This window comes from Streptomyces sp. bgisy159 (assembly GCF_057707805.1).
Genome location: NZ_JBYIQX010000043.1, coordinates 26,663 through 48,568 on the forward strand (window position 1 = coordinate 26,663; position 21,906 = coordinate 48,568).

A 21,906-nucleotide genomic window follows, 5' to 3' on the forward strand; every position below is an offset into this window, starting at 1 on the left:
CGCTCATGCCGTACAGCTCTGTGCAGTGGCCCCGACGCAGCCTGTTGGGCGCGGTCCGGGAGGAGGCCCGGCGGGAACTGCTCGCAGCCGGGGTGCGCACGCCGTTCGAGGCGGGCGAGGTGCTGCTGCACGAGGGCGCCCGGGACCGTCATGTCCTGCTGCTGCTCGGCGGTTTCGCCAAGGTGACGGCGCGCGTGGAGAACGGTGAGGAGTCGCTGCTCGCCGTACGGGTCGGCGGGGACACCGTGGGCGAGATGGCCGCGCTGGACGGCTCGCCCCGCTCGGCCACGGTCACGGCGTGCGGCCCGCTGACCGCGCGGCTGCTCCAGCCGGCCGCGCTGCACGCCCTGCTGGCCCGCCGCCCCGACATCCATCTGGCGCTGACCGGGATCATCGCCGACCGGCTGCGCTGGGCCAACCGCAGACGCCTGGACTTCCGCGGCTACCCGGCCAAGGTCCGGCTGGCCCGGCTCCTGGTGGAGCTGGCCACGACCTACGGGCACCCCGCCGACGGCGGCATGGTCCTCGGCTGCCGGCTCACCCAGCCGGAGCTGGCCGCCCTCACCGGTGCCGCCGAGACCACCGTCCACAAGGGCCTGCGCGAACTGCGCCGGGACGGCCTGCTGGAGACCGGCTACGCCTCCACCCTCATCCGCGACCTCGCCCGGCTCCGGGAACTCGGCGACCTCGCGCCGGACGGCTGACGGGAATCAGCCGGACACCGGCGCGTGCCGCGCGCCTCGTCAGCCCCACAGCGGCCGCAGCACGACGAGCAGGCCCGCGCAGACGCCCATCACCGCCGTGCAGGTCACCGCGCCGGTGACACAGCGGTACTTGCGCAGAGCCACCTGGGACAGGAAGCGGATCGTCCGGGACAGCTCCCCGCGCTCCTCGTCGACCGCGGCGACGGCCGCGGCGGATGCGGGCGGGACAAGGCCGGGTTGATCGGGAGGGAAGGAGGCGGCCTGGGCGGGAGGGAAAGAGCCGGGCTGGGCGGACGGGAGAAGGCCGGGCCGGGTGGGCGGCAGGATGTCGGCCCCGGTGGCGAGGTGGGCGAAGCTGTAGCGGTTGGCGCCGTCGGGCCGCTGCACGCGGGGGCGCAGGGTGGCCGCGAGGAAGCCGGCGCCGCCGAACATGGCGCAGACGAACAGGGCGAGCAGCGTTGCCGCGAGTACACCCGTCGGCCCGCCGCCGGCGGCGGCGTCCAGTGCCGACGGGCTCCACGAGCCGGCCGTGCCGACGAGCGCGGCCTGCGCGGCGGCGAGGATCCCGGCCTTGGTGTCGGCGTGCTGGTGGGTGGCCTGCAGCGAGCTGAACATGAACTGGGCGGGACGGCTGTCCGGGCGGCTGTCGAGGGACGGCATGGGGCTCCTTGGTGGCTCTGGCTCCGGCTCGGTGCGCTGCACCCCAGTGAGCCCCGTCGCGGGGCGCGGCACCTGGGATTTCTGCGGGATTCGCCGGGGCCGTCGCCCGTGATGAGGAGCAACCGGCGGAACTCGTCCGTAACTTGTCTTGCCCGCTGTAAGTTCCGCACTCTTCCGCATCCCGTATTTCGACGGGGTCCCGGGCGTGCGCGGCGTGTACGACTGGCATACCGGCGCCCGCCCGGGGGGAGCGGGCGCCGGTGTGTTCGGGAGCGGGGAGTTCGAGTATGGGAACGTTCGGTCGCAGACTGCTGCTGTCGGTCGATGCCAAGGGCTACGGCGGGGCCGACGTGGTCACGCAGCGGCAGTTCCAGGAGGCCATCCAGAGGCTGCTGGCCGAGGCCGCGGCCGCGGCCGGGCTGGCGCGGGAGCGGTGGGAGACGCAGGTCGGCGGGGACTCGGTGTTCGCCGTGCTGCCTCCGGGCGCCTCGGAGCCCGATCTCGTGGACACCTTCATGCGGCATCTCGAAGCGGGTCTGCGGGAGTTCAACCGCAACCGGGTGCGCCAGGCGTGGCTGCGGCTGCGTGTCGTCGTGCACTTCGGGCCGGCCGCGCGCGCCGCCAACGGCTTCGAGGGCCGGGGGCCGGTGGAGACGGGCCGGCTGTTGGACAGCAAGGTGCTGCGGGCGGCCCTGGACGCGGCGCCGGACGCCTGTCTGGCCCTCGCGGTCTCCTCCGTCGTCTTCAACGACGTGATCGGCGAGGCGTACACCACCATGGGCGTGCAGGAGTTCCGCGAGGTGGACATCGTGGAGAAGGAGTACGCGGGACGGGCCTGGATCCGGGTGCCGGGGTACGACGTGCGGGCGCTCGATCTGGGGGCGGCGGTGGCGGCCGGGGGTGGTGAAGCATCCGACGCGCGCCCCCGGAGTGCGCCAACTGCTCCCACGGACACGGTAGTTCAGTCGTTCAACGGAACCGTGCACGCCCCGTGGGCCGTCTTCGGGATCTCCAAGTGACCTGAGTGACGGTTGAGAATGAACGAGGAAGCAGCAGACCCACCCCAGGGCGCGTCCACCGCGGGGCCCGATCGGCCGGTCGAGCGGCCCGACGAGCGGGCGGGGGAACAGCCCGTCCCCTCCGAGCAGAAGAAGCCGCCGGACCGGTCCGAGCGGCCGGAACAGCCGAAGCCGCCGGAACGGTCCGAGCAGCCGGAGCAGCCGAAGCCGCCCGAGGAGCCCGAGCGGACGAAGCCGCCCGACGCAGCCGACGTTTCCGCCGCACCCGGTGCACCCGCCGCACCCGGCGAGGACGACGCCTCCCCGGGCGAGGTCCACTACAACAACGTCAACCAGTACTTCTACGGCGAACTCACCGCCGCGGCCGGAACCTTCGGCATCGGCACCGCCTCCGCCGCCCCCGGCCGCGCCGCCCGCCGCCGCGCCGTGGGCCGGCTCGACGCGCAGGAGGCCGACGCCATCCTCGCGCCCTACGTCAGGCCCCCCGGCTGCTTCGCGGCGGCGGTCGACGCCCTGGAGACCGACGGTGTCGTCGTCCTCGTCGCCCCGCACGGCTCGGGCAAGCGGTCCGGGGCGGTGGCGCTGGTCGCCGAGGTCGCCGAGCGCACCGGATACGTGGTGCTGTCCCCCGGCCGCAGCCTGGACGACCTGGCCGGCGGCAAGGTGGCGTTCGAGAAGGGCGTCGGCTACGTCCTGATCGACCGGATGAACGAGACCTCCTCCCAGACGGCCGACTTCGACTGGCGCCGGGTGCGGGACACCGTCCGCGAGCACGGCGCGCACCTCGTCGTCACCACCGTGCACGGCGACGACGCCGCCCGCGTGGAGTCCGTACGCCATGTCACGTGGCGTCCGCCGGACCTGGCGGCGGCGCTGCGGCTGCGGCTGGTGCGCGCCGGCTGCACCGGGGACGTCGTCGACACGGCCGTCGCCGGGCTCCCGGACGGCTGCCGGATCGGCGAGGTGGCCGCGGCCGCCGAGCGGATCGCCGCGGGCGCCGAACCGGACGTGGTCTGGCGGGAGTACGGCAGCCGCGCCGCCCAGCCGGTGCGCGACTGGTTCGCCGAGCCCCGCACACCGCAGGAATGGGCCGAGATCACCACGCTGGCGTTCGTGTACGGCGCCGACTACCGCGGCTTCGAGACCTGCCAGGAGCGGCTGGAGCGGCGGGTCGAGGGCGCGTTCGCCACGCCGCGCACCGAGGAGGAGCGGGCGGCCGCCGCCGCCCGGGCCGCGGACCGCAGGCTGGCGCTGACCGAGAACACCCTGGTCACCGTGGACCGGCGCAAGCACGGCGCGCTGACCCGCACCGCCCTGGTCTTCCCGTTCCCCCAGTACCGGCAGTGGGTGCTGGAGGAGCTGTGGAACCGCCGCTCCACGCCGTACTGGAACGGGGTGCGGGACTGGCTGACGGACCTGGTCGCCGAACAGCCCGGTCTCGATCTGCAGCTGTCGGTCGCCCAGGGTCTGGCCCTGCTGGCGCTGCCCGCCTTCGACGAGGTCGTCGGCAACTACCTGTACCCGTGGGCGGCCGGGGAGGCGGGCCGCGCCGGGCAGTCCACGGCCACCCTGGTGCTGCAGTGCATGTGCCTGGACGAGAGCCTCGCCGCGACCGCGCTGGGCGTCGCCCGGGACTGGTCGCGCTCCGCCGACCCGGTGCTGCGGTCCTCGGGCGCCGCCGCGTTCAGCGGGGCGCTCGGCGTGCGCTTCCCGTCGGACGCCGTCACCATGCTGCTGCGCCTGGTGCTGCGGCGCGGGGAGGGCGCCCTGGCGCTGGCGGGGCTGGTCGCGGTGCTCGCCGAGTGCGGGGAGGACACCGGCGCGGTGTTCCGGGCGCTCGCCCAGCAGGTTCGCGCCCAGCGGGACACGCTGACCGGACCGCACAAGCGCAACACCCTCGGCGCCGTACTGACCGTGCTGCGCGCCCGGGACACCCGCACCGGACGGCTGGTCTGCGCCGTCCTGCTGGACCGCGACCCGCGGCAGACCGACCGGATCGGCCGGCTGTGGGCGGCGGTCCTGGACCACCGGCCGCGCCGGGGCGTGGCGCTGGCCGGGCTGTACGCCACCCTGCGCGAGCTGCCCCCCGTGTCCGAGCGGCCGGCCGAGGTGGCCGAGCGGTTCGGCGGGGCGCTCGGCAGGGTGCTGCCCGAGGAGGAGCGGACCCGGCTGTGCGAGGAGCTGCGGCACCTGACCGCGTCCGCCGACGCGGCCGTCGCCGCCCTGATCGACACCTTTCTCACCGCCGTACTGAGCACGGAGGACTGACAGGCATGGCTGAGACATACCCGCTGGTCGAGCAGCGGGAGTACGGGCGGGCGGAGCGGCGCGGCGGTCTGCTGCGCAAGCGCACCACGCGCGACGACGAGGAGCTGCCCCGGCTCGCCGCGCACCACGTGCGGGTGTTCCGGGTCGGCGAGGACTACGTCGAGGACCACGGGCAGCTGCGCGCCGACGACCCGGTGGTGGTCGGGGCGAGCTCGGTCACGGTCGTCGACCGGCGGGTGGAGGTGCCCGTCGTCGTGGAGACGCGGATACCCTCCGCCGAGGCGGACGACTTCACTCTGCGGACGTCGTTCTACTGCACCGTCACCGACCCGTGCGCGGTGGTCCGCGACGGCGTCACCGACGTGGAGGCGCTGCTGCTGGCCCATCTGCGCGAGGTGCCCGGGCTGACCGAGGACGGCGCCGACCTGCCGATCCGCGCCACCGCCGAGCTGCGCGCCCGCATCGACGCCCGGCTGACCGCGTACCACGAGATGCGGCCCGCGCAGGTGTCCGGGATGAGCACCCGGCACGGTGTGGTCGAGGTGTACACGCCGGCCGAGATGACCGCGCTCATGGAGGAGATGGCGAAGAACCGCCGTGAGCAGGAACTCACCCGGCAGCGCGAGGAACTCAACCAGCAGGCGGCCCTGGACCGGGCGCTGCGCGAGGCCGAGCTGGAGCTGAAGCGCGAGGAGATCCGCACCCTGCGCGCCAAGCGGGAGGAGGCCAACCGGCACGAGGAGGAACTGGGCCGCAGCCGCCACCGCCAGGTGGAGGACCTGGACCAGGAGCGCGGCCGGCAGGAGCTCGACACCGTGCGCACCGGCTACGACCGGCTCGCCGGCGCCGAACAGCAGGAGTACGACCTCGCCCGGCAGGAGCGGCAGAACCGGTTCGTGCGCGCCGAGCTCGAAGAGGACTTCCGGCTCATCGGCACCAACCCGCTCGCCGCGGACTTCCTGGCCTGGCACAAGGGCGACATCACCGCCGACGACCTGTCCAAGCGGCTGCACGAGGCCGAGGAGCGCCGGGTCACCCGGGCCGACGAGCGGCAGCGGCTCGACTTCGACCGAGACATGGCGCGCCGCGCCTTCGACCGGGACGACGTGCGCTGGCAGGTCGAGCGGGACGACGGCCGCCAGGAGCTGGAGCGCCGCGAGCGCCGCGAGGACACCTCCGCCCGGCGCCAGGAGGAGGCCCGCCGCTGGGACCTGCGCCACGAGGACGAGCGGCGCCGGCGCGCGGAGGAGCGCGCGGACGCCGAACGCGCACAGGCGTACGAGCGGGAGTGGGCGAAGGAGCAGCTGTCGGTCCGCGCCGACCTGGGCCGCCAGGCCATCGACCGGGGCCTGTTCGACAGCGCGCGCAACGACCCGGGCGCCTTCATCAACGGCGTCGGCGATGTGCCGTACCGCCCGTCGGGCCCCGGCCCGCGGTCGGCCGGCGGGAGCGAGGTGCCCGCGGCGGACGCGAAGGGCGCGATCGCCGAGGGGGGCGCGAGCACGTCGCGCGCGCCGGGCGTGAAGGGCGCTCTCGCGGAGGGTGGCGCGGCGCGCACGCCGGGCGCGCAGAGGGCATCGCGCGCCGCCGGTGCGACGCACGCGCCGGCCGGCGGGAACGCCGGCCACGACGGCGACGACGGCGACGACGGAACCGACCCGGACATCCAGGAGGCGGACCTTGGCCAGTGACACCTCGTTCCGCCACACCGCCGAGGCCGCGCGGACCACGCGGACCGCCCAGGACACCGCGGCGGACATCGCCCGTCCGGCCCCGCCGGCCGACGGCCCGGCCCCGCGGCTGCGCCGGCTGATCGGCATCGACGAACCGCTGCTGGACTGGGTGCCGGAGGAACGCGCCCGCTACACCTGGTACGGCGTGCTCGTCGTCAACACCGCCCTGCTCGGTGCGGTCTCCATGTCCCTCGCCCTCGGCAGCTTCCGCTCCGACCTGCCGCTCGCGGTGGTCGCGGTGGTCGCCGTGATCTGGTTCTGGGTGGTCCTCGCCCTGGACAGCTGGCTGGTGTCCTCCACGCACGGCACCTCGGTGCGCCGGTGGACGCTGGCCGTCCGGTTCTTCCTGTCGGTGCTGCTCGGCCTGTTCATCGCCGAGCCGATCCTCTTCCAGATCTTCGACAAGGAGATCCGCCAGGAGATATCAGTCGGCAACGAACGGCAGGTCGCCGACTACAAGGGCATGCTCGTGTCCTGCAACCCCACCGACGGCGCCGACACCAGCGGCCGCGCCGAGTGCGGGGACTTCCAGCTGAAGGTGGCCGGCTCCCCGGCCGAACTGGACCGGCAGATCAAGAGCAACGCCGACCGCACGGTGGCGCTGCGCGCCCAGGTCGACGCCATCCACAAGGAGCACGACAAGAAGCTCGCCACCGAGCAGGAGCTGTGCGGACCCAAGTACTGGATCATCCGGGGCGGCGTCCGGGACGTCACCATCACCTGTGAGCGGGCCCGCGCGGCCCGCACCAAGTACCTGGCCGACAGCGGGATCGAGGCGTACGAGAAACAGCTGAAGGACCTGGTCACCGAGGGCCGGACGCTGGCCGCCCGCAAGGACACCGCCGCCGACGCCTACCAGCCGCAGCTGCAGAAGGCCATCGACGACAAGACCGCCCGGCGCGCCGACGCCCTCGACACCGACGGCATCCTCACCCGCGCCCACGGCCTGAAGGAGGTCGCCGAGGCGGACGGCTTCGCCCTCTTCCTCACCGTCGTGCTGCACCTACTGCTGCTCTGCCTGGACGCCATGCCGGTCATGGTGAAGGTGCTCAGCGGCCACACCACCTACGACACGCTCCTCGGCGCCCGCTACACCGCCACCCGCCGGCTCCACTCCGACGAGCTCCAGCTCCAGCACGCCTGCGCCCGCCTGGAGCACGACGTGCGGCGGCACGCCGTCCAGCAGGACACCGCCGACCGCAAGCGGCGCCTGGAGGAGACCTACCAGCGCGCCCAGGCCGAGCGCGCCGCCCGTGAGCGCGCCGAACTGGACGCCCGCACGGAGCGGATCCTGCGGGCGAGGCGGGTATGACGACACCGTAGAGTGCCGGGGAGGCGACGCGCGGCCGGGGGAGCCGCGCGGAGGGAACGGGGTGAGGGCCGTGGCGGACGTGGTGGATCCCGAGAAGCGGATGATCGCGGAGGCGCGCAAGGCGTTCTTCGTGGTGTTCGCGCTGGTGGCCGTGGTCTGGGCGGTGCAGGTCGCGAACGTCGCCGACGACTACGGCCTGTCCCGGGCGTACGGTGTGGAGTCCGGCGAGGTGGGCGCCCTGCCCGGCATCCTCACCGCCCCGCTGCTGCACTGGAGCTGGGCGCACATCGAGAGCAACTCCGGGCCGCTGTTCGTCTTCGGCTTCCTCGCCGCGTACCGGGGGGTGGCCCGGTTCCTGGGGCTGACCCTGCTCGTCGCGGTGACCAGCGGCATGGCGGTCTGGCTGTTCGAGAGCGGTGACGTGGAGACGGTCGGCGCCAGCGGGCTGATCTTCGGCTACTTCGGGTACGTCGTGGTGCGCGGTCTCTTCGACCGGCATCTCATCGACACGCTGATCGGCCTCGTCATGGCGGCGTCCTTCGCCTATCTCCTCACGGTCGCGGTTCCCGGCACGCCGGGGGTGAGCTGGCTGGCCCACCTGGGCGGTCTGGTGGGCGGCGTGCTCGGCGCCTGGCTCCTGCGCGACCGCGGGGCCCGCCGCCGTACCCCGAAGGCCGTCGAACCGGCGGCCGACCGGTCCGCCGCCCCGGGCCCCGCGGCCGGCGGCACCGGCTCCCGGGCCGACCTGCACAAGGAGCTCAAGGACCTGGGACTGCTCTGAGGGCCCCGGCCTTCGGCGGGTCGGCCCGCCGTGATCCCGGGGAGGGGCCGGTTCTCGCGGAACCGGCCCTTCCGGGTGTGCGGACCTCAGCCGGTGGCGCAGGAGACGGTGGGCCAGGTCCAGTTGCCGTTGTGCTGGATGGTGACGCCCCAGGTGTTGCCGCTGCCGTTGGGTTTGGCGACGAGGGTCTGGGAGTTGGGGTAGGTGGCGCTGATGTTCCAGGTGGACAGGACGCGGGCGGGGGAGGGGACGTTCATGGTGACGGTCCAGTTGCTGGAGCCGGTGACCGAGACGTTGAGGTTGTAGCGGTCGCCCCACTGCTGGCCGGCGGAGAGGGTCGCGGTGCAACTGCCGCCACCGCCACCGCCACCGCCACCGCCACCACCGCCACCGCCGCCGCCGCCGCCGGAACCGCCACCGTCGGGGGCGACGGCGCGTCCTGTCTGCGGGGAGATCATCCCCGCGCACAGTCCCTTGGCGGCCAGGGTCCGGGCGATGCCCGGGACGGCGGCGAGGGTGTTGGCGGACCAGTCGTGCATGAGGATGACCTGGCCGTCGGAGAGCCGGCCGGCCGCCGCCACGATGGCGTCGGTGCTAGCGCCGTTCCAGTCCTGTGAGTCCACGTCCCAGATGATCTGGGTCAGGCCGTACTTGGCCGCGACGGACCGCACCGTCGCGTTGGTCTCGCCGTACGGCGGCCGGAACAGCTTGGGTGTGCCGCCGCCCGCCGCCGCGATGGCCTGCTGGGTCCGGGAGATCTCGGAGTCGACCTGCGCCTGGCCGAGCTGGGTGAGGTGGGGGTGGGTGTAACTGTGGTTGGCGACCCACATGCCGGCATCGACCTGCGCCCTGACCAGGGACGGGTTGGCGGCGGCGTACTGGCCCTCGTTGAACATGGTGGCCCGCAGCCCGTTCTGCCGGAGCGCGTTCAGCAGGCCGGCCGTGTTGCCGGACGGGCCGTCGTCGAAGGTGAGTCCGACGTAGCCGTTGCAGGCCGCGGCCTGCGCGGGCGGGGCGTGGAGGGTCAGGGTGCTTGCCACGGCCACGGCGGCGACCGCCAGTTTCGCGAGCAGGGGACGGAGTCGGAGTCTCATCGGCGTCCTCCCGTCAGCCGGTGGCGCAGGAGACGGTGGGCCAGGTCCAGTTGCCGTTGTGCTGGATGGTGACGCCCCAGGTGTTGCCGCTGCCGTTGGGTTTGGCGACGAGGGTCTGGGAGTTGGGGTAGGTGGCGCTGATGTTCCAGGTGGACAGGACGCGGGCGGGGGAGGGGACGTTCATGGTGACGGTCCAGTTGCTGGAGCCGGTGACCGAGACGTTGAGGTTGTAGCGGTCGCCCCACTGCTGGCCGGCGGAGAGGGTCGCGGTGCAACTGCCGCCACCGCCACCGCCACCACCGCCGCCACCGCCGCCACCGCCGGAACCGCCGCTCCCGAGGGTGATGTTGGAGCTGCCGCTGCTCTGGTAGCCCTCGGTCGCCATGATCATGTAGTAGCTGAAGCTGCCCAGCCGCAGGCCGGCGCGGGACCAGGCGTCGAAGTGGTTGCCCGTGGTGATGGTGCCGCCGGTCCGCTTCTGCTGCCGGACGCTCCAGTACTGGTCGAAGGTCTTGTTGCCCTCGACCGAGGGGGCGTTGTACCGGGTCGTCTTGTAGATGTCGTAGGTGCCGCCGTCGCTGTTGACGGTGCCCATGAAGGTGCCGGTCGGGCGGTAGGTGCCCCAGTTGTCGACGATGTAGTACTCGACGAGCGGGTTGGACATCCAGCCGTAGAGGGCGAGGTAGGCGTTGCCGGACGGGTTGAAGGAGCCGGAGTACGTCACCGTCCGGCGCCCGCCGGTGTTCCAGCCCTTGCCGGCCACGAAGTTGCCGGTGTTGCGCCAGGAGGTGCTGTAGGAGCCGCCGGCCGAGAGGTTCATGGAGACGGTGCCGGGCGAGTCGGTCCAGAACGAGTAGTAGTAGCCGTTGTCGGTGCCGGTCTGATTGCTGGTGACGACCGTGTCGGCGCGGGCGGTGCCGGGGAGCGCCAGCGCGGCCGCGGCGGCCAGAAGGGTGGCACACAGGCAACTGATCAGCAGCCTGAGGCGCCCTGCGGGTGCGTGGGGCATGTGCGGTGTTCCTCCTCGTTGTCGAGGGGCCATGTCAACGGCGAACAGTGTTGGTCTGGCCCTGACAACTGTCAACAGTTTCGGAGGTTGTTGCGAAACGTTCGTGACGCGAGAAGAGGGAACATTGCAGATGAAGTGCGCAGTGGGAGCGCGCAGTGAATTGCGCGAGGCGTCTGCCCGGCGCGGATCGACCCTTAATCGGAGTCATGATTGCGAATGTTTCGATAAGTTTCCGGATCTCAGAACACCTGCAGCACCAGGCAGTTGACGAAGACCGCCGCCGCCCCCAGGGCGAGTGCCACGGCGAGGAGGCGGATTCTGAGGCAGTCGTACCGCTCCTGGTACTCCTCGCGGAGCTGGAGCGCGCGGCCGGCGGTACGGCGCAGGAGCGCCTGCGAGAGATCGAGCCGGTGCCGGACGAAGAGGTCGACCACGTCCTCCCGCTGCGCGGTGGTCAGCCAGTCGAGCCGGTCCGCGAAGGACTCGGCCTCCGCGCGCGCCTGCTCGATCTCGCCCTGCCAGAGCAGGTAGCCCTCCATCCGGGCGATGCCCTCGCGGACCGCGTCGCCGTCCGGCAGCCGCCGCTCCTCGCCGCTCACCGCAGGTCGGCTCGCCGGTCCTCGCCCTCCATGACGAGAGCCGCCAGCTGCGGGTTGTGCAGGTCGAACGCCGGGGACTCGGAGCGGATCCGCGGCAGGGTGACGAAGTTGTGGCGCGGCGGCGGGCAGGCCGTAGCCCACTCCAGGGACCGGCCGTAGCCCCACGGGTCGTCGACGCCGACGGGCTTGCCGTACCGGGACGTCCGCCACACGTTGTAGAAGAACGGCAGCAGCGACAGACCGAGCAGGAAGGAGCTGGCCGTCGAGATCATGTTCAGGGTGGTGAAGCCGTCCGCGGACAGGTAGTCCGCGTACCGGCGCGGCATGCCCTCCACGCCCAGCCAGTGCTGGACCAGGAACGTCCCGTGGAAGCCGACGAACAGCGTCCAGAAGGTCATCTTGCCGAGCCGTTCGTCCAGCATCTTGCCGGTGAACTTCGGCCACCAGTAGTGGAACCCGGCGAACATCGCGAAGACCACGGTGCCGAAGACGACGTAGTGGAAGTGTGCCACCACGAAGTACGAGTCGGACACGTGGAAGTCCATCGGCGGCGAGGCCAGGATGACGCCGGTCAGGCCGCCGAACAGGAACGTCACCAGGAAGCCGGCCACCCACAGCATCGGTGTCTCGAAGGACAGCGAGCCCTTCCACATCGTGCCGATCCAGTTGAAGAACTTCACGCCGGTCGGCACCGCGATCAGGAAGCTCATGAACGAGAAGAACGGCAGCAGCACCCCGCCGGTGACGAACATGTGGTGCGCCCACACGGTGATGGACAGACCGGTGATGGCGATGGTGGCCGCGATCAGACCGAAGTAGCCGAACATCGGCTTGCGGGAGAAGACCGGGATGATCTCGGAGACGATCCCGAAGAACGGCAAGGCGATGATGTACACCTCTGGGTGTCCGAAGAACCAGAAGAGGTGCTGCCACAGCAGCGCTCCGCCGTTGGCGGGATCGAAGATCTGGGCGCCGAACTTGCGGTCCGCCTCCAGGGCGAACAGCGCGGCCGCGAGGACCGGGAAGACGAACAGCACCAGGACGGCCGTCAGCAGCACGTTCCACGTGAAGATCGGCATCCGGAACATCGTCATGCCGGGGGCGCGCATGCAGATGATCGTGGTGATGAAGTTGACCGCGCCGAGGATGGTGCCGAAGCCGGAGAAGGCCAGGCCCATGATGCCCATGTCGGCGCCGATGTTGGGGGTGTGCTCCGCGTCCGACAGCGGGGTGTACATGAACCAGCCGAAGCTCGGGGCGCCGTCCGAGGTGAGGAAGCTGCCCGCGGCGATCAGCGAGCCGAGCAGATACAGCCAGTAGGCGAACGCGTTGAGCCGGGGGAAGGCCACGTCGGGCGCGCCGATCTGCAACGGCATGATCCAGTTGGCGAAGCCGGCGAACAGCGGCGTCGCGAACATCAGCAGCATGATCAGGCCGTGCATGGTGAACGCCTGGTTGTACTGCTCGTTGGAGATGAACTGCAGACCCGGACGGGCCAGTTCCGCGCGCATGATCAGGGCCAGCACGCCGCCGAAGCTGAAGAACGCGAACGACGTCACCAGGTACAGGGTGCCGATCGTCTTGTGGTCGGTGGTGGTCAGCCACTTCACGACCACGTTGCCCGGCCGCCTGCGCCGCAGCGGCAGCTCGTCCTCGTACGACTCCTCGATCCGGCCGGTGGCGGTCCCGGATCCATGGGGGGTGCTCACGTGTGTTGGTCTCCTGCTCGACGTCGCGGCTGCCAGAGCGACCTGTTCCGGCGCGACGCTACAGACGCGCCACGCGCTCGCCACCAGACTCGCCCGCCGCCCCCGGCAGTCACACCGTCATGCGCCCGTTCGGCCCTGCCGTTCACCCGCGCGAGTGCGGGCCGACCGGACCACACTCCCTTCTCGCCGCGCCGGACACGCCCCGCTCCGGACCGACCGGACCGGCCGGACCGCCTCGGGACGCCGCCGGATCGCCTGCCCCCGGAGCCGGAGCCGGAGCCGGAGCCGGAGCCGGAGCCGGCCGGATCGCCCGCCCCGCGTGCCCGCTCCGATCACTCGTCCTCGGGGCCGGCCAGCTCCTGCAGCCGCTCCGCGATGTCGTCCGCCCACTCCTGCGCCCAGCGGCGCAGCCCGGCGATCGCCGCCTCGTCGAGACCGCACGCGGCGAACTCCCGGTCGTCGAGCCACTCCGCGCCGACCAGGCGGGTCTGCAGATCGGTCAGGTCGAAGACGTCCCGGGCGTGCCGTCGGCCCAGTTCCTCCAGCTCGACGCGGCTCCACTGCGCGGCGGCGGCCCGTACGTCGACGAGGTCACGAGCGAGACCGCGGTCCACGAGCGCCCGCACCTTGGTGCCGACGACGTCCTCCAGGTCGAGCACCGGCCCGTACGCGCCGTCCACCGGCGGCCGCCACAGCGCCTCCTTGTGGACGTCGACCTCGCACTCCTCGTCGGTGCCCGGATCGGCCACCATCAGCTGGGCGGACAGCGGGTCCGCGTCCAGCGCGGTGACGCGCCAGCCCCGCTCCTCCAGCCCCGCGCGCACGGCGGCGGCGATCACGGCCATGCCCTCGGGGCTCTCCGTGGCGACGTCGAGATCCTGGCTGCCGCGGTCGACCAGCCCGTGCTCCCCCACCGCGTGCCCACCGGTGAGCGCGAGCGGGTACGGCGTGCCCACGGCGAGGACGTCCGTGAGCAGGCGGCGCTGCAGCTCGGTCAGCGACACGCGGCGGCCCTGGGGCACGCGGTGGGACCGGAGCGGGGAGGCGGTACGGCCATGGACCGATTATCGCCCGCCGACCTGTCGCCCGCTGGTCTGCCACCTGCTGCTCTGTCGTCCGCTGGTCTGTCGTCCGCTGGTCTGCCGCCTGCTGGTCTGCCGCCTGCTGCTCTGTCGCCCGCCGGCGCGGACGGGCGCGCAGGTCAGGCGGAGCGGGGGACGAGAAGCGCGACCCGCGGTGTCCGGTGGTCGTGCCGTCCACCGGAGCGGTGCGCCCAGCAGCCGGCCTCAGCGCCTCGCGCACAGGTACGGGCGGGACAGCAGCAGGCCGACGGCGGTCAGCACGATGCCGAAGTACACCGGCGCGAGGTGCACGAAGTCCGTGTAGTGGATGCTGCCGTGGACCACCACCGCCGGCAGGAATCCGGTGGCGCCCGCCACCGCCAGCGTCCAGAACACCCAGCTCTCGCCGCGTCGCCAGCCCCACGCGGCGAGCGGCACGATCGCTACCGCCGCCGACATCAGCGCGCCCCCGAAGCCCGCCCGGTCATGGGCGATGAACGGCACCAGCCGGGAGTTCGCGGCCTCCAGGGCCCGCGGGTCCGTACCGAGGTACGTCAGGTCGGTCGGCACGAACACCCCCGTCAGACCGACCGCCGAGATGACCGCCCCGCCCACGAAGAGCCCCGCCCCCGTGACGACCAGCAGCAGCTGTCCGACCAGCGCCCTGCGGCGCTCCCGCTCCGGGCCGTCGGGCACCCGCCGCCCGTGCGGCGGCGCGTGCGGACGGCGGCGGACAGCGGCCAGGAACATCGGCAACAGCATCACGGCCGCGGCCGTGTGCAGGGTCTCCACGTAACCGGTGGCGAGGAAGTAGAACAGGGTGGGGAAACCGACCGCCCCCGACAGCAGCAGTACCTCGCGGGCCCACGGACGGCCGCGTCGCATCCCGCCCACCGCGAGACCGGTGTAGAGGGTGCCGATGGACACCAACGTGCCGGCCATGGTGATCCGGTCGTGCTGGAGGAAGTGCACCAGGTGGTGGTTGACCGCGTGCAGGTCGTCCAGCGTCATGCCGAGGTAGTCCCGGTCGTACCAGAGCAGCACCGGTCCCAGAGTGATCGCCGCCGCGCACACCCCGGCGGTGATCATGCCGAGCCCCACCAGCAGCGCCCACCACCAGGCGGGCCAGCGGCGCGGATGCCTCCCCACGTCCCGCCATCCGGGGGCCGGGCCGCCGCTCGGGGTCGCCGCCTCCACCACCCGCGCGAACCACCCCGGCCCCGCCTCGACCAGCACCTCCGGCCGGGCGATCACCACGGCCCCGGGCTCCGCGAGCACCGCCGCCGCGGCCTCGACGCACGGATCGCCGACCCATACGACCCGGGGTGGTGCGGGGGCGGTGGGCCGGTCCGCGGGCGCGGGTTCCTCGGCGCCGGGCGGCCCGGTGGCCGGCCGCCCCGGCGTCTTGGGCGGGAAGGGGTGGGGGATCGCCGGTCCGACGGGGCGGGAGCGCCGCACCCCCTGGGAGATCGCCGGGCCGGGTTCCTCTCCCGGCGTGCGATCCTCCGCGGCGCCCGTGAAGCCGTCGACGTGCGGGGCGAGGGCGGCGCGGATCTCCGGGTCGTCGGTGTGGACGACGACCGGCAGAGTGCGGGTGGCGGTGGCCGCGCGGACGGCGGGCACGTCGTCGGGGGACACCGGGCCGATCTCGACGACCCCGGCGCCGAGCGGCGCCATGGCGTGGACCGTGTCGTGGGCCAGCGACGGCGGTACGCGGATGCCGAGCCGGACCGTCAGCGGCGCACCGGCGATCTCACCGGCCAGCGAGACCGGCGGATGGCGGTGGCCGAAGCCGCGGGCGATCAGGCGGGCACCGGCAGGCCGGGAGCCGATCCGGGCGAGCAGCCGCAGCGCCGTGCGCTGGGAGCGGCGTCGGCCAAGGAGAGCGGCGGCCGCGCCGCGCAGGGGGTGGTACGTCCAGTCCGGCATCAGCGGCCGTCCCCGCCGCGCGCCGGGTCGCCGACACCGCCGGGCGGGGTCCAGCCCAGTACGGGTGTCATGGACCGCAGCGTCGCCCGCGCCGGCGTCAGCCGGGCCGCCGTGTCGCGCAGCAGCGCCGCCGGGGGCCAGGCGAGCTGGGCGATCGCGCCGAGCCGCGCCGAGCGGCGCGAGACCGCCTGGGTACGGGCCCGCCGCAGCCGGTCGTACGAGCGCAGCGCGGCAGTCACGTCGGACGTGCCGTCCAGGCAGTGGGCGAGGGTCACCGCGTCCTCCAGCGCCTGGCAGGCGCCCTGGCCGAGGTTGGGCGTCATGGCGTGGGCCGCGTCGCCCAGCAGCACCACCCGGCCCCGCGCGAACGTGGCCAGCGGCGGCAGGTCGTACAGGTCGTGCCGGAGCACGGCGTCCGGCGGGACGGCGGCCAGCAGACCGGGCACCGGATCCGGCCAGGCCCGGAACCGGCGCAGCAACTCGGCGTGCTCGGGGTGCTCGGAGTGCGCGCCCGTCCGGTCCCTCACGGGGTGCTCGGAGTACGCGCCGTGCTCGGAGTGTGCGCCGTGCTCGGAGTGTGCGCCGTGCTCGGGGTGCGCGCCGTGCTCGGGGTGCTCAGGGTGATCGCCGGTGCCGAAGACCGTGCCGGCCGGCAGGGACGCGGTGGCGAAGCAGTACATCCGCCGGTCCGGCAGTGTCGTGTAGCCGAAGCGTTCGCCCCGGCCCCAGATCGCCGCGCCCTCGGCGGGCGGACGGGTGAGCGGCGCGGTGACCATGCGCCAGGCGGTGTACCCCGCGTACCGGGGGCCGGCCGCCTCGGGCCACAGGGCGCGGCGGACCACGCTCCGCAGCCCGTCGGCGCCGACCACGACGTCGGCCCGGGACACGCCCGCCCGGTGCTCCACGACCGGCCGGTCGCCGTCCGCGCGGACCGCCGAGACCTCGGTGCCGGGCCGCAGACAGTCGGCGGGCAGCGCCTCGGTCAGCACCCGCAGCAGGTCCGCGCGGTGCAGCACGGTCAGCGGATGGCCGAAACGGTGCGCCAGCTCCGCGTTGCCGGTGCGGGACAGCCGGCGGCCCCGCCGGTCGCGCACCCCGCCGAGGGCCTCGACGGCCCCGAGGGACCGTACGGTGTCGGCCAGGTCCAGGGTCTCCAGGGCGCGCAGCGCGTTGGGCCACAGGGAGATACCGGCGCCGACCTCGGTGAACCGCGGGGCGCGCTCCAGCACCTCGACCCGCCAGCCCCGGCGCCGCAGGGCGACGGCCGCGGCCAGCCCCCCGATCCCGCCGCCGACGATGGTCGCGGTGCGCTGCGGCATGGCTCCTCGCTCCGGTTCCGGAGGGCGCCGCCCCCGTTCAGCTGTCCGTCGGTCCGCTGCCCGGGCCGCCGCCGGCACGGCGCCGGCCCTGCCGGGCAGCGCTCATCGGAACACGCCGGCCCACCCCTGTCAACGCGCCGCCGCACCGGCCGGTTCCCCGGCCGTCTGCCCCGCCGCGGGTGCCCTGACCTGCGCCCGGCTGCTTGCGTGCACTCAACCGTCCCACTGAATGCCGAGCTCAGTCATAGGCCCTCAGACACAGCAGCGTGGCGCCGTCGTTCACCTTCGCCGACCAGTAGATGTACCTGTCGTACTGCCCGCGGCGGCAGACCTCGGTGCCGGCACCGGGGGCCGCCCGGTAGACCTCCGTGACCACCAGGATCTCGTTGAACGCGGCGGGGACCGTCCGGTCGGTGCACCTCGGGGACGACAGCATCGCCAGGCGGACCGAGTCGTCGCCCTCGCGCCGGGCGAGCAGGCAGTCGCCCTGGTAGTACTGGCCGGCGAGGCAGAGCGTGGTCCGCTCCCCGCTGCCGGGGGAGTAGTACGACCAGGTGGCCCTGCCCACGCCGGACCGGCAGCCGCCCCCGGTGCCGGTCACCTTCACCCGAGTCCCGTAGCCGCAGGACGTGGTCCGCGGCCGCTCCTCGCTCCAGTCCAGCGTGGTCAGCCCGCCGTAGCCGGTGTCCACGACGTCCAGGCAGTCCCCGTACGACACGCTCCGGAACGCCTCCTCCGTCGGGTCCGGCTCCGGTTCCGGTTCGGGGGAGCTGGTCTCGGGGTCGGGCACGGGTGCCGGGTCGGGGTCGCGGCCGGTGTCCGCGGAGCCGCCGCCCGACGACAGGGCCCCGCCGCCCCCGAGGCCGCCACCGCCGGAATAGGTGAACAGCGGGGTGGGCACGGACCGAGGGGTCTCTTCGCCCCCCTGGTCCCAGGGCTGCCAGAACAGGAGGGCGATGACCAGCGCGGCCAGGAACAGACCACCGCCGCCCGACGATCTTCCCGACGCCGCCTGCTTGGCGACCGGTGGGGCCGCCGCGCGCTGTCTCTCCCGGCGTTCCTGCCCTACCCGCTGCCGCCGTCTGCGCTCCTGCTCCGCCCGCTCCCGCAGGCGGCGCTCCGCTTCCCGCCGTTCCGCCTGCCGCCGCCGCTCCGCTTCCTCCTTTTCCTGCCTCTCCTGCTTCTCCTGCTTCTCCGCGCGCTTGCGGAGCCTGCGTTCCTCCTGCGCCCGCCGCGCCCGCTCCCGTGCCGCCGCCGCCGCCCGCTCCTCCGCCTGCGCTTCGGCCTGCTCCCGGGCCAGGGCGAGGCGCTGCTGACGCAGTACCTCCAGCTGCTCCCGCGTCCGGTGGCGCGAGCCGCCGTCCCGGTCCGCGGGGACGGCGGCGAGGGTCTCCTCCCACAGCCGCCGTCCCTGCTCCTCGTACTCCCTGATCAGCCCGGTCCACCTCGCCGGCAGCCACCGCTCGGCACCCCCGGCCGACGGCTCCCGGCCGAGGCCGGCCGCGACGTGGTGCAGGACGTCGGACGGAGTGGGGCGGGCGGCCGGGGAGAGCGCCAGCAAGGGGAGGACCAGGGGCTCCAGTTCCGCGGGCAGCCCGCTGGTGTCCACCTCGCCGCGCTGGACGAGGGCGAGCAGCCCGATGGAGTGGTCGGTGCGCGCGTACGGCGGGCGGCCGACGGCGAGGAAGAACAGGGTGGCCCCCAGGGCGTACATGTCGGACGCGGTGGTGGACCGCCTGCCGCACGCCTGCTCCGGCGAGGTGAACGGGAAGGTGCCGATGGTCGTGGTCGAACTCGTGTGGTCCTGGGCGTGCGAGATGCCGAAGTCGATGACCCGGGGGCCTTCCCTCGGCAGCAGGACGTTCAGCGGCTTGATGTCCCGGTGGACGACCCCGCGGTCGTGCAGCTCCACCAGCGCCCGGGCGACCCCGGCGGCGACCCGGCGCACCGCCCCGGCGGGCAGGGTCCCGGCCCTCGTGACCAGCTCGGCCAGACTGGGTGCGGCGATGAACTCGGTGGCCAGCCAGGGGCGTTCGGCCTTCGGGTCCGCGTCGAGCACGGTCGCGGTGAACGCGCTGGCGACCCGGGCGGCGAGTCTGGCCTCGCGGCCGAACCGCTCCCGGTCCGCCCGGCTCACGAACCCCTCGGCGAGCAGCGTCTTCACGGCGACCAGCCCGTGGTCGACGACCGTTCCCGTGGGACCGGCACCGGCGCGGGCCCTGGTACCGGCACCGGCCCTGCCACCGGTCCCGGTCCCGGGCGACTCCCGGCGAGCGAGATACACCCGGCCCATGCCGCCGGTGGCTATCCGCCACAGCGGCCGGTAGGGGCCGAGCGACCGAGGATCGTTCGCGTCCAGCGCGTAGAGCTTCATCCCGGCCACGCGGCCTCACTCCCCCTGTGCATCGCCGTACGTCCCCCGTGCGTACCCCACGTGTGCGGCGGTTCACACGGTGCCACGGTGGGGGGCGCCCGGGGAAGGCGGAGGGGTGGCCGGGGCCGAGGAGACGGCCGGTCAGGGGAGTCCGGTCACCGGTCCGCGCCCCCCTTCTGTCCTCCACGCCCCCTCCGGCCCTGCGCGCTCCTCTTCCACCCCCCCAAGCCCTCTGCGCGCTCCTCTTCCCCCGCCACGCCCTCTGCGCGCTCTTCTTCCACCCTCCGCGCTCCTTGCCCGACCGTGCTCGACGCGCCCCCGGCGCGAACGCCTGACCCGCGCCCGCGCCCGCGCACCCACGCCTGCTCCCGGGCCCGCGTCTCGCGCCCGCGCCCCGCACCGACCCGGGGCGCCGGTTCGGGGCACCCGGCTCCGATCGCGGCCCCACCCCGGGGACCGGCGGACGGGGCGGGACAGGCGGACCCGAACAGGGCGGACCCGGACAGGCGGACCCGGACAGGACAGGCGGACTCAGTCGGCAGCCGGCGGCGACGAGGGTCCGTCAGGGCCGTACAGACGGGCCGAGGCGTCCACGTGGGCCAGCCTGCGCAGCGCGCTGAACACCGCCTCCCCCAGCACGGTCCCGATCACCGCGCTCTCCAGGATGTCCTCCACCTCCGTGCGCCGGCCGACGTACGCGAGGTCGGCGCGGGCGACCCGCTCGGCGGCGTCGGCGTACACGTCGAGCAGCTGCACGAACTCCCCGTGCCCCAGCCGGGCCATGGCGGCCAGGGCGCGGGACAGCTCGGCCGCGCCGGGGTTCGACTCGTGCGTCTGCCAGCCGCGCCGCGCGATCAGATCGGCGACGGCCGCGTCCGCGGCAGCCGACTCGCCGTCGTCGTGCTCGCCGGTAGCCGGGCCGAGGCGGTCCGCGGCGGCGCCGAGCACCTTGTGCAGCGGGCGTCCCGGTTCGTCGATGGCCGCGAGCACGTCCGCGATCTCGGCCATCTTCATGCCGCCCACCTCGTGCAGTGCGCGGATCAGCTGCAGCCGACGCCGATGCGAGTCGTCGTAGGACGCCTGGTTCCGGCTGGTCAGCTCACCGGGCGGCAGCAGCCCCTCTCGCAGGTAGTACTTGATCGTCGGCACCGGCACTCCGGTGACCCGGCTCAACTCTCCGACACGCAACCGCGGATCACTCCCTGACTTCACGCCGCGCGCCTCGCGCCGGCTCTTGCCGCCCTTGCTTCCCATGATAGATAGTGAGGCTATGGATAGTGGACAGTCTCACTATCCATATGTCACACACGGCATCCACATGGAGGGGGAGTCATGCCTGCGCAAGCCATGCGTTCACCACGTACGTGCCCGCCGCACCTGCCGCACCTGCCGCACCCGTCGCGGACCTGGCGGTCCTGGTGGTCCTGGCACCGGCCGCTGCTGCTGTTCTCGGCGGCGATGGCGGCGACGGCACTCGTGTCCGCCGTGGGGCTCGTCGTCGACGACCGGGTCCTGGTGGGCGCGCCGATCTGGGCGAAGCCGTTCAAGTTCGCCGTGTCCTTCCTGGCGTACGGCCTCTCCCTCGCCTGGACGCTGTCGCTGCTCCCGCGCGGCCGGCGGACGGGCCGCTGGGCGGGGACGGTCGTCGCCCTGACCGGACTCGTCGAGATGGTGATCATCACCGGGCAGGCGATCCGCGGCCGGCGCAGCCACTTCAACTACGAGACGGCGTTCGACACGGCTCTGTACGACGTGATGGCCGTCACCGTCGTCGTCCTGTGGCTCGCCACGCTCGCCCTCGCCGTCCTGCTGCTGCGGGCCGACATCGCCGATCGGGCCTCCGCCTGGGCCGTGCGCTGCGGCATCGTCCTGGCGCTCGCCGGGGCGGCCGTCGGCTTCCTGATGGCCCAGCCCGCGCCGGGACAGCACCGCGGCTCCTCCGACGTGGTCGGCGCGCACAGCGTGGGCGTGCCGGACGGGGGTCCGTCGATGCCGCTGACCGGCTGGTCGACGACCGGCGGCGACCTGCGCGTTCCGCACTTCCTCGGGATGCACGCGCTGCAGCTCCTGCCGCTGCTGGTCATGGCGCTGAGCGCGCTCGCCCCGCGCTTCCCGCGCCTCGCCGACGGCCTGGTGAGGCGGCGCCTGGTCCTGCTCGCCGCCGCCGGGTACGCCGCCGCCTTCGCCCTGGTGCTACAGCAGGCGCTGCGCGGTCAGCCGCTGATCCACCCGGACGGTACGACCCTCGGGGCAGCCGGCCTGCTCCTGGCGGCCCTCGCCGCCGGGACCTACGCGACGCTGCGGGCCCCGGCTCGCGCGGCGGTGCCCGGAGTTG

At 73.6% G+C, this 21,906-nt stretch carries 16 protein-coding genes and 1 pseudogene; 7 read left to right on the forward strand and 10 right to left on the reverse strand.

The features are described from left to right. The first annotated feature begins 5 nt into the window (after positions 1 to 5). Positions 6 to 704, forward strand: a complete 699-nt coding sequence (locus AC3ET3_RS29610) for a Crp/Fnr family transcriptional regulator (protein ID WP_432139610.1) — start codon at positions 6 to 8, stop codon at positions 702 to 704. 39 nt (positions 705 to 743) lie between these two features. Here the strand turns inward: AC3ET3_RS29610 and AC3ET3_RS29615 are convergent, their stop codons facing one another. Further along, positions 744 to 1,364: a Pycsar system effector family protein gene (locus AC3ET3_RS29615; protein WP_435613199.1), complete on the reverse strand. Its 621-nt coding sequence runs from the start codon at positions 1,362 to 1,364 to the stop codon at positions 744 to 746. Between the two features lie 287 nt (positions 1,365 to 1,651). On the opposite strand from AC3ET3_RS29615, the gene AC3ET3_RS29620 reads away from it, so the two are divergent. The 5 genes from AC3ET3_RS29620 (at position 1,652) to AC3ET3_RS29640 (ending at position 8,477) form a co-directional block, all read left to right on the forward strand. Next, complete coding sequence (locus tag AC3ET3_RS29620) at positions 1,652 to 2,383, forward strand: hypothetical protein (RefSeq protein WP_432156339.1); 732 nt, start codon at positions 1,652 to 1,654, stop codon at positions 2,381 to 2,383. Between the two features lie 18 nt (positions 2,384 to 2,401). Then, positions 2,402 to 4,651 carry a hypothetical protein gene (locus tag AC3ET3_RS29625; protein ID WP_435613200.1) on the forward strand — a complete coding sequence of 750 codons (2,250 nt, stop codon included), beginning with the start codon at positions 2,402 to 2,404 and terminating at the stop codon, positions 4,649 to 4,651. Between the two features lie 5 nt (positions 4,652 to 4,656). Next, positions 4,657 to 6,342 (forward strand): coiled-coil domain-containing protein, encoded by a 1,686-nt coding sequence (locus AC3ET3_RS29630; protein WP_432139614.1) that lies wholly within the window; start codon positions 4,657 to 4,659, stop codon positions 6,340 to 6,342. After that, a complete protein-coding gene (locus AC3ET3_RS29635) occupies positions 6,332 to 7,696 on the forward strand; it encodes a DUF4407 domain-containing protein (RefSeq protein WP_432156336.1) in 1,365 nt (454 codons plus the stop codon). The genes AC3ET3_RS29630 and AC3ET3_RS29635 overlap by 11 nt, the downstream gene beginning before the upstream one ends. 70 nt (positions 7,697 to 7,766) lie before the next feature. Then, positions 7,767 to 8,477 (forward strand): rhomboid family intramembrane serine protease, encoded by a 711-nt coding sequence (locus AC3ET3_RS29640; RefSeq protein ID WP_432139616.1) that lies wholly within the window; start codon positions 7,767 to 7,769, stop codon positions 8,475 to 8,477. A gap of 86 nt (positions 8,478 to 8,563) precedes the next feature. Here AC3ET3_RS29640 and AC3ET3_RS29645 read toward each other — a convergent pair whose 3' ends face one another. From AC3ET3_RS29645 to AC3ET3_RS29685, 9 genes are all read right to left on the reverse strand, one after another. Continuing rightward, positions 8,564 to 9,571, reverse strand: coding sequence for a polysaccharide deacetylase family protein (locus tag AC3ET3_RS29645; RefSeq protein ID WP_435613201.1), 1,008 nt, complete (start codon positions 9,569 to 9,571; stop codon positions 8,564 to 8,566). 13 nt (positions 9,572 to 9,584) lie between these two features. Further along, positions 9,585 to 10,580: a glycoside hydrolase family 11 protein gene (locus AC3ET3_RS29650; protein WP_435613202.1), complete on the reverse strand. Its 996-nt coding sequence runs from the start codon at positions 10,578 to 10,580 to the stop codon at positions 9,585 to 9,587. A gap of 239 nt (positions 10,581 to 10,819) precedes the next feature. After that, positions 10,820 to 11,179 (reverse strand): hypothetical protein, encoded by a 360-nt coding sequence (locus AC3ET3_RS29655; RefSeq protein WP_432138511.1) that lies wholly within the window; start codon positions 11,177 to 11,179, stop codon positions 10,820 to 10,822. Next, complete coding sequence (gene ctaD, locus AC3ET3_RS29660) at positions 11,176 to 12,888, reverse strand: aa3-type cytochrome oxidase subunit I (protein WP_435613203.1); 1,713 nt, start codon at positions 12,886 to 12,888, stop codon at positions 11,176 to 11,178. The genes AC3ET3_RS29655 and ctaD overlap by 4 nt, the downstream gene beginning before the upstream one ends. 332 nt (positions 12,889 to 13,220) lie before the next feature. Beyond that, positions 13,221 to 13,892: a nucleotidyl transferase AbiEii/AbiGii toxin family protein gene (locus AC3ET3_RS29665; RefSeq protein ID WP_432138509.1), complete on the reverse strand. Its 672-nt coding sequence runs from the start codon at positions 13,890 to 13,892 to the stop codon at positions 13,221 to 13,223. A 282-nt stretch (positions 13,893 to 14,174) separates the two neighbouring features. Then, the gene (locus AC3ET3_RS29670) at positions 14,175 to 15,878 is read right to left on the reverse strand and encodes a hypothetical protein (RefSeq protein WP_435613204.1); all 1,704 of its coding nucleotides are present in this window, start codon (positions 15,876 to 15,878) and stop codon (positions 14,175 to 14,177) included. After that, positions 15,878 to 17,197: an FAD-dependent monooxygenase gene (locus tag AC3ET3_RS29675; protein ID WP_435613205.1), complete on the reverse strand. Its 1,320-nt coding sequence runs from the start codon at positions 17,195 to 17,197 to the stop codon at positions 15,878 to 15,880. Before AC3ET3_RS29675 ends, AC3ET3_RS29670 begins: the two co-directional genes overlap by 1 nt. Before the next feature lie 238 nt (positions 17,198 to 17,435). Further along, positions 17,436 to 19,571 (reverse strand): protein kinase domain-containing protein, encoded by a 2,136-nt coding sequence (locus AC3ET3_RS29680; RefSeq protein ID WP_435613211.1) that lies wholly within the window; start codon positions 19,569 to 19,571, stop codon positions 17,436 to 17,438. A 531-nt stretch (positions 19,572 to 20,102) separates the two neighbouring features. Next, positions 20,103 to 20,825, reverse strand: coding sequence for a MerR family transcriptional regulator (locus AC3ET3_RS29685; protein WP_432138506.1), 723 nt, complete (start codon positions 20,823 to 20,825; stop codon positions 20,103 to 20,105). A 204-nt stretch (positions 20,826 to 21,029) separates the two neighbouring features. Between AC3ET3_RS29685 and AC3ET3_RS29690 the strand changes: the two are divergent. Further along, positions 21,030 to 21,896 (forward strand): annotated as a pseudogene (locus tag AC3ET3_RS29690) (hypothetical protein); the annotation flags it as partial. Positions 21,897 to 21,906 lie beyond the last annotated feature (10 nt).

Coding starts and splice junctions, on each gene's coding strand:
- AC3ET3_RS29615 (WP_435613199.1), bottom strand. CDS start 1,364: ATGCCGTCCCTCGACAGCCGCCCGGACAGCCGTCCCGCCCAGTTCATG.
- AC3ET3_RS29610 (WP_432139610.1), top strand. CDS start 6: ATGCCGTACAGCTCTGTGCAGTGGCCCCGACGCAGCCTGTTGGGCGCG.
- AC3ET3_RS29645 (WP_435613201.1), bottom strand. CDS start 9,571: ATGAGACTCCGACTCCGTCCCCTGCTCGCGAAACTGGCGGTCGCCGCC.
- AC3ET3_RS29650 (WP_435613202.1), bottom strand. CDS start 10,580: ATGCCCCACGCACCCGCAGGGCGCCTCAGGCTGCTGATCAGTTGCCTG.
- AC3ET3_RS29630 (WP_432139614.1), top strand. CDS start 4,657: ATGGCTGAGACATACCCGCTGGTCGAGCAGCGGGAGTACGGGCGGGCG.
- AC3ET3_RS29620 (WP_432156339.1), top strand. CDS start 1,652: ATGGGAACGTTCGGTCGCAGACTGCTGCTGTCGGTCGATGCCAAGGGC.
- AC3ET3_RS29670 (WP_435613204.1), bottom strand. CDS start 15,878: ATGCCGGACTGGACGTACCACCCCCTGCGCGGCGCGGCCGCCGCTCTC.
- AC3ET3_RS29680 (WP_435613211.1), bottom strand. CDS start 19,571: ATGAAGCTCTACGCGCTGGACGCGAACGATCCTCGGTCGCTCGGCCCC.
- AC3ET3_RS29685 (WP_432138506.1), bottom strand. CDS start 20,825: ATGGGAAGCAAGGGCGGCAAGAGCCGGCGCGAGGCGCGCGGCGTGAAG.
- AC3ET3_RS29625 (WP_435613200.1), top strand. CDS start 2,402: ATGAACGAGGAAGCAGCAGACCCACCCCAGGGCGCGTCCACCGCGGGG.
- AC3ET3_RS29675 (WP_435613205.1), bottom strand. CDS start 17,197: ATGCCGCAGCGCACCGCGACCATCGTCGGCGGCGGGATCGGGGGGCTG.